Genomic DNA, 6,584 nt, shown 5'->3' with positions numbered 1-6,584 from the left:
GTCGAACAGTGCATAGGCGATCGAGCTCGGCGGCGGCATGATGTAGAGCGGCACGTGGAACAGCCGCAGCGCCAGCTCGATGCCGCCGATGATGATCACGGCCACGGCAAGAATGGCCGCCACTTCCTTGCCCGACTTGATGCCGGGGCCACTGGCGAAGGCGGACAGATTGGTCAGGCTGACCTCGTGGCCATCGCCAGACTTGGCCCCCGACTTGGACTTCGAGAATTCCGGAATGGCGTCGCCTCCGCTCACGGCCTGATCCTCACGATCTCTGCGCTCGGGCGCTCCGGCGTTTTTGGCCGCGTGCGTTCGCCGACAATGTCCATCTTGATCCGGTTGGTGAGGTCGAAGACCTCCTTCGTCGCCATGATCTCCAGCGAGCGCGGCCGCGCAAACGGCACGCGATATTCCTTGGCGACACGACCCGGCCGGGCGCTCAGCACCACCACCCGGTCGGAGAGGAAGATCGCCTCCTCGATCGAGTGGGTGATGAAGACGATGGTGGTCTTGGTGTCGAGCCAGATCTCCTCGACCAGCCGGTTCATCTCCTCGCGGGTGAAGCTGTCGAGCGCGCCGAACGGCTCGTCCATCAAAAGCACCGAGGGTTTGAGCGCCAGCGCCCGCACGATCGCCGCGCGCTGCTGCATGCCGCCAGACAGCTCGCGCGGAAACTTGCCGCCGAAGCCGTCGAGCCCGACCCGGTTGAGGAGATGCGCGATCCACGCCCGGTCCGGCTTCTCGCCCTTGATCTCGAAGGGAAAGCGGATGTTGGCGTCGAGATTGCGCCATGGCAGGAGGTTCGCCTCCTGGAAGACGATGCCGATATCGGGATGCGGACCGGTGATGGCCTTGCCGTCGAGCCGGATCTCGCCGCTGGTCAGGCTGTGCAGGCCCGACATCGACCACAAGAGCGTGGTCTTGCCGCAGCCGGAAGGGCCGACGATCGAGACGATTTCATTGGCGCTGACATCGAGGCTGCAGCGGTCCAGCGCCAGCAGGTCGCCGGAGGCCGTGTGATAGATCTTGGTCGCTGCCTGCACGCCAAGCTTCGGCTTTTTTGCATCGCCCGTATTCATCTGCCCCCCGGGAAGATTGCGCGATGATCCATTGGCTCATCCCCAGCGAAAATCAGTCTGTAACTATCCTACTTTCCTGTCAAGCACCGACGATGGCCACCTTATCAGGAAAATCGATTAGTATGCCTATCTGCTTGTTTTGATATCGGTTTTGCGGCCTTGAAATGCATGTTGCTTTCCTACATACTTCGGAACTGACACGGATCGGAGAGGACCGGAGGAAGGTGAGCTTTACCCTACGACACGCTGCGGTTGCGATGCGGTCGGGCGCGTGGAGCCAGGGCGTGCAAACATGCTAAGACGGCAGCCTCGCAACCCAGGGAAAGACCAGGACCCCATGAACGAAGCTGGCAGCCAGGACGAGCCTGTTCCAGGCCAGGATACCGAGGGGCGCGATCCTGTCCGGCGCATTCCCGACATCATCTCGCTGGTCAAGGATTCCTACAGCGAATTGCGCCCGGCCGAACGGCGTGTCGCCGATGTCGTGCTCGACGACGTCAAATATGCCGTCGACGCCTCCAACGCCGCCCTTGCCCAGCGCGCCGGGGTCAGCGAACCGACGGTGACCCGGTTTTGCCGCGCCATCGGCTGCGAGGGCGTGCGCGACTTCAAGCTGAAGCTGGCGCAGAGCCTCGTCGTCGGTGCGCTCTATCTGGCCAAGTCGCCCTCCGTCAGCAATGACAATGGCATGCCGTTCTGGAACGCCGTGTTCGGCGAGGCGCGCCGGGCGCTGCAGGAGGCCGAGCGGCAGCTCGACCCGGCGCAGCTGCAGAAAGCCGCCGATCTGATCGCCAAGGCGCGCCAGGTCACCGTGTTCGGCCTCGGCGGCAGCTCCTCGGCGCTGGCGCAGGAAACCCAATACCGGCTGTTCCGCTACGGCATCACCGTCAGCGCCCAGTGCGATCCCTATTTGATGCGCATGACCGCCTCGACCTTGAAGCCGGGTGATCTGGTGATCGCCATATCGGCAACGGGACGCACCCGCGAGGTGATCGAGGCCGTCGAACTTGCCAAGCACTACCGCGCCAATGCGATCGCCGTGACCGCGCCCGACACCGAACTCGCCCGCGCCTGCGACGTCAGGCTGACGGTGGCGGTCCCGGAATATCCCGACACGCTGAAGCCGACGGCGTCGCGCTTCGCCTTCCTGGCGGCGATTGACCTTCTGGCGGTGGCCTCGGCCTACAAACTCGACGGCTCGGCCCGCGAGACGGTGCGCCGCATCAAATACAACGCCCAGATCCACCGCACCGGCAAGGAGATGGAGCCGCTCGGAGATTAGGGCTGCGCTTTTCCTTCTCCCCTTGTGGGAGAAGGTGGATCGGCGCGTAGCGCCGAGACGGTTGAGGGGTGGGTGACGGAGTGCCGTCGGCGCCAAGCTGGAGCACCCCTCATCCGACCTCACTTCGTGAGGCCACCTTCTCCCACAGGGGGAGAAGGGAAGACCGGACAGCGCCAATGTGAAACGAAAGAGGAAAGAAATGCTCGAAATAGCACCGACGAAACAGGCAGCCGCATGGCTCGAATCTCTGGCGCAGGCACTCGCAGCCGGCGACGTGGCCGCCGCGTCCAACCTGTTCGTCGACGATTGCTACTGGCGCGATCTCCTGACCTTCACCTGGAACATCACCACCATGGAAGGCCGCGAAGCGATCGCCGACATGCTGGCGGCGACGCTGGCGACGGCCAAGCCGAGCGCGTGGCAACTGACCGGCGAGGCGATCTCGGACGAGGGCACCATCGAGGCGTGGTTCAGCTTCGAAACCGCGGTGGCCAGGGGAGAGGGCATCATACGGCTGCGCGACGGCCACTGCCGCACGCTGTTCACGGCAATGACGGACCTGAAAGGGTTCGAGGAGCGCAAGGGGGCGGGGCGGCCGCTTGGCGTGCGTCACAAGGCCGATCCAAAGCGCGAGACCTGGTCGGAGGCGCGGGCGCGCGAGACGCGCGAGCTCGGCACCGAGGAACAGCCCTACTGCCTGGTCATCGGCGGCGGCCAGGGCGGCATCATGCTGGGGGCGCGGCTGCGCCAGCTCGGCGTGCCGACCATCGTCATCGAGAAGAATGCGCGGCCGGGCGATTCCTGGCGCAACCGCTACCGCACGCTCGTGCTGCACGATCCGGTCTGGTACGACCATCTGCCCTACATTCCCTTCCCCGAGAACTGGCCGGTGTTCACGCCCAAGGACAAGATGGGCGACTGGCTGGAAATGTACACGCGCGTCATGGAGCTCAATTACTGGGTCGCCACGAAATGCCTGAGCGCGTCCTATGATGAGGCCGAAAAAGTCTGGACCGTGGTGGTCGACCGCGTCGGCCGCCAGATCACGCTGAAGCCGAAGCACATCGTCTTCGCCACCGGCGCCTACGGTCCGCCACGGCGGATCGATCTGCCGGGCGCCGACCGGTTCAAAGGCGAATTGCTGCACTCCAGCCAGTATGCCAGCGGCGACAAATTCCGCGGCAGACGAGTCGCGGTCATCGGCGCGGCAAGCTCCGGCCACGATGTCTGCGTCGACCTCTGGGAAAGCGGCGCCGAGGTCACCATGATCCAGCGCTCACCGACGACCGTGGTCAAGTCGGACACGCTGATGGAAGTCGGTTTCGAGATCTTCTCGGAAGACGCACTGGCACGCGGCATCACCACCGAGAAGGCCGACATGATCGTCGCCTCGACGCCGTTCGCGCTGGTGCCCAAGGGCCAGCGGGCGCTCTACGAGGTGATCAAGGCGCGCGACGCGGCCTTTTACGACCGCTTGCGCGCCGCCGGCTTCGCCCTCGATTTCGGCGACGACGAGACCGGCCTTCTGATGAAGGCCTACCGCACCGGCTCCGGCTACTATATCGATGTCGGCGCTTCCGACCTGATCATCGACGGCAAGATCGGCATCCGCAGCGGCGTCGCCATCAAGTCGCTGACCCCGAGCGGCATCCTGTTCGAGGACGGCAGTGAACTCGCCGCCGACGCCATCATCGCCTGCACCGGCTATCAGTCAATGAACGAGACGGTGGCTTCGATCGTCTCGCGCGAAGTCGCCGACAAGGTCGGCCCCTGCTGGGGGCTTGGCTCGGGCGTCAAGGGCGATCCCGGACCCTGGCAAGGCGAGCTGCGCAACATGTGGAAGCCGACCGCGCAGGAAGCGCTGTGGTTCCACGGCGGCAATCTGGCGCTGTCGCGCTTCTATTCGAAATATGTGGCGCTGCAGATCAAGGCGCGGATGGAAGGCATTGAGACGCCGGTTTACGGAAAGCCGAGCAATTCAGGCGCTGCTGATCTCCCCCCTCAAGGGGGAGATGTCGCCGAAGGCGACAGAGGGGGTCGCCGCGCGTAGAGCGCCAGCCTCCATCTGCCGCAAGGAGGTCGCATCCAGTCGAACCGACCCCCTCTGGCCTGCCGGCCATCTCCCCCTCAAGGGGGAAGATGGCTAATCGTGCCGATGCCCGAAATGCCTCGCCGCAACCTCGACATGCGTATGCGATGCCTGCGCCACGAAACGCTCGGTCTCGTTGTGATCAGCCGCCTCGTTCGGCCACCAGGTGCCACCAATAACGATGCCTTCCGACACCAGCCTCTGGTCGGCGACCAATGACGCGCCGACCGCGTCGACGAAGGTGAAGCGGCCCGGGCGCTGCCGGAGCACAGCGACATCGCCGACAGTGCCCACCGCCAGCGTGCCCAGATCAGGCCGCGCGATCGCCTGCGCCGGCGCTTGCGTCGCGGCGCGCAGGACCTCGACCAGCGGCATGCCGAGCGCCAGCAGCTTCGACATGCAGACCAGTATGTCGAAGGCGGGACCGTCGACACAGTAGAGATGCACGTCGCTCGAGATCACGTCCGGCGCCAGTCCTTCCTCGAGCATGGCGCGGGCAACGGCGAAATCGAACGAGCCCATGCCGTGGCCGATGTCGAAGATGACGCCGCGCTCGCGCGCCAGCCGCATGTCCGGCCGCACCGCGCCGGAAGCAAATACCGGCGCATTGGGAAACGGCCGGAAGCAGTGGGTGAGAATGTCGCCCCTGCGCAGCCGCGGCAGCACCTCCGAGCGGCCGGGCGGCGGCTCGTCTATATGCGCCATCAGCGGCAGGCCGGCCTGGTCGGCGGCCTCCAGCGCCAGATCCACCGGGGCGATGCCGCTGGTGCCGCCGGCATGCTTGCCGGAGCGGACTTTTACGCCGACCACGACATCGCGGTGTTCACGCACCGCCGCGACCACCTCGCGCGGCTCGCACAGCCTGAGGTCGCTGCACTCGCCGACCGACACTGTCTGCGAGAAGCCGAAAATGCCGGCAAAGGAAATGTTGACATAGGCCAGGATGCGGACCTTCGACCGCTCCATGACATGGCGGCGGAAGCCGAGGAAATTGCCGGCGCCGGCACTGCCCGCATCGATGAAGGTGGTGGTGCCGCTCTTGGCGGCCAGCCGGTCGGCATCGACGCCAAGCGACGTGCCGCCCCAATAGACGTGGCTGTGCAGGTCGACCAGGCCCGGCGTGACGATGCAGCCGCCGGCATCGACGATCTGCGCTGCGCTGTCCGCCGGGATATCGGCATCGACTGCGGCAACGCGGCCATTGGCGATGGCGACATCGCGCGGCGCGTCGAGGCCAGCGGCCGGATCGATCAGCCGTCCGCCCTTCAGCAGGAGGTCGAATTGCATTGCGGTCACCTCCGCTTCGTTGCTTTGCCTACAGAGGCCGGTAAGCGACCGCCTCGACCTCGATCTTGATGTCGATCATCAGCCGCGATTCGACCGTGGTGCGGGCCGGCGGGTCTTTGGGGAAATGCCGGGCATAGACCGCGTTGAAGGCGCCGAAATCGCGCGCATCTTCCAGCCAAACCGTGGTCTTCACCACATCGTCCATGGTGCAGCCGGCCAGCGCCAGCGCGGCCTTGATGTTGGCGAGCACCTGCTCGGTCTGTTCCGATATGCCGCCCTTGACCACGATGCCGTCGCTGCCGACGGGAACCTGGCCCGAGACATAGACGAGATCGCCGGCCCGCACGGCTGGCGACAACGGCACATGCGATGTTCCAAAACACTGTTTCGGCAAGGGACAAGCCTCCTCTGATGACAGGACGGGGTGCCATGGCGGCGCCCGCTTCGATCGACATTTACGCCGATCGGGGCGATCCTCATAGGGGCCTTGTTGGAAAGCAACATTCTTCGAAATCCGTGTTGCTTTATTACAGGAGCGCTTGCATCGTGCGCGCTGGCGGGCTGCCTTGTAGCCGCACCGCACAGACGCATTAGCCAGAGCGGAGACACCCAGCAATGACCTACGACAAGAACCCGTTTCCATCAGGCGATGCCGATCGCCACGCGCTCTGGGAAATGCTGGTGCGGCGCGACATCGACGCTTTCATCGGCCAGGACTGGGCCATGGTCGAGGATGATTTCGTCGCCGAGAGCTTCTTCGGCATGCACGCGCATTTCCTCAGCAATGCCGATGCCTGGCGGCTGCAGTTTCCAAGGCTGGACATCTACCGCGACGAATGGCTGCGCC

At 65.0% G+C, this 6,584-nt stretch carries 5 protein-coding genes and 2 pseudogenes; 3 read left to right on the top strand and 4 right to left on the bottom strand.

Annotation, left to right across the window (positions count from 1 at the left end):
- Window positions 1-255 (bottom strand): annotated as a pseudogene (locus EN750_RS13030) (ABC transporter permease); the annotation flags it as partial.
- Complete coding sequence (locus tag EN750_RS13025; RefSeq protein WP_127396650.1) at window positions 252-1,079, bottom strand: ABC transporter ATP-binding protein; 828 nt, start codon at window positions 1,077-1,079, stop codon at window positions 252-254. The pseudogene EN750_RS13030 and the gene EN750_RS13025, both read right to left, overlap by 4 nt.
- Window positions 1,080-1,416: 337 nt before the next feature.
- On the opposite strand from EN750_RS13025, the gene EN750_RS13020 reads away from it, so the two are divergent.
- Both EN750_RS13020 and EN750_RS13015 read left to right on the top strand, forming a co-directional pair.
- On the top strand, window positions 1,417-2,361 hold the full coding sequence (locus EN750_RS13020) for a MurR/RpiR family transcriptional regulator (protein ID WP_127273418.1): 945 nt from the start codon (window positions 1,417-1,419) through the stop codon (window positions 2,359-2,361).
- 199 nt (window positions 2,362-2,560) lie between these two features.
- On the top strand, window positions 2,561-4,411 hold the full coding sequence (locus tag EN750_RS13015; RefSeq protein WP_245482690.1) for an NAD(P)/FAD-dependent oxidoreductase: 1,851 nt from the start codon (window positions 2,561-2,563) through the stop codon (window positions 4,409-4,411).
- Window positions 4,412-4,504: 93 nt separating this feature from the next.
- On the opposite strand, the gene EN750_RS13010 is transcribed toward EN750_RS13015, so the two are convergent.
- Together EN750_RS13010 and EN750_RS13005 are read right to left on the bottom strand one after the other, a co-directional pair.
- On the bottom strand, window positions 4,505-5,737 hold the full coding sequence (locus EN750_RS13010) for an amidohydrolase/deacetylase family metallohydrolase (RefSeq protein WP_127396649.1): 1,233 nt from the start codon (window positions 5,735-5,737) through the stop codon (window positions 4,505-4,507).
- 28 nt (window positions 5,738-5,765) lie between these two features.
- On the bottom strand, window positions 5,766-6,131 hold the full coding sequence (locus EN750_RS13005) for a RidA family protein (RefSeq protein WP_027037525.1): 366 nt from the start codon (window positions 6,129-6,131) through the stop codon (window positions 5,766-5,768).
- A 221-nt stretch (window positions 6,132-6,352) separates the two neighbouring features.
- Between EN750_RS13005 and EN750_RS13000 the strand changes: the two are divergent.
- Window positions 6,353-6,584: pseudogene (locus tag EN750_RS13000) on the top strand (hypothetical protein); the annotation flags it as partial.

This window comes from Mesorhizobium sp. M7A.F.Ca.ET.027.03.2.1 (assembly GCF_003999175.1).
Taxonomy (GTDB): domain Bacteria; phylum Pseudomonadota; class Alphaproteobacteria; order Rhizobiales; family Rhizobiaceae; genus Mesorhizobium.
Note: the sequence above shows the minus strand (reverse complement) of the source record. Positions and strands in the feature narration are given on the sequence as shown.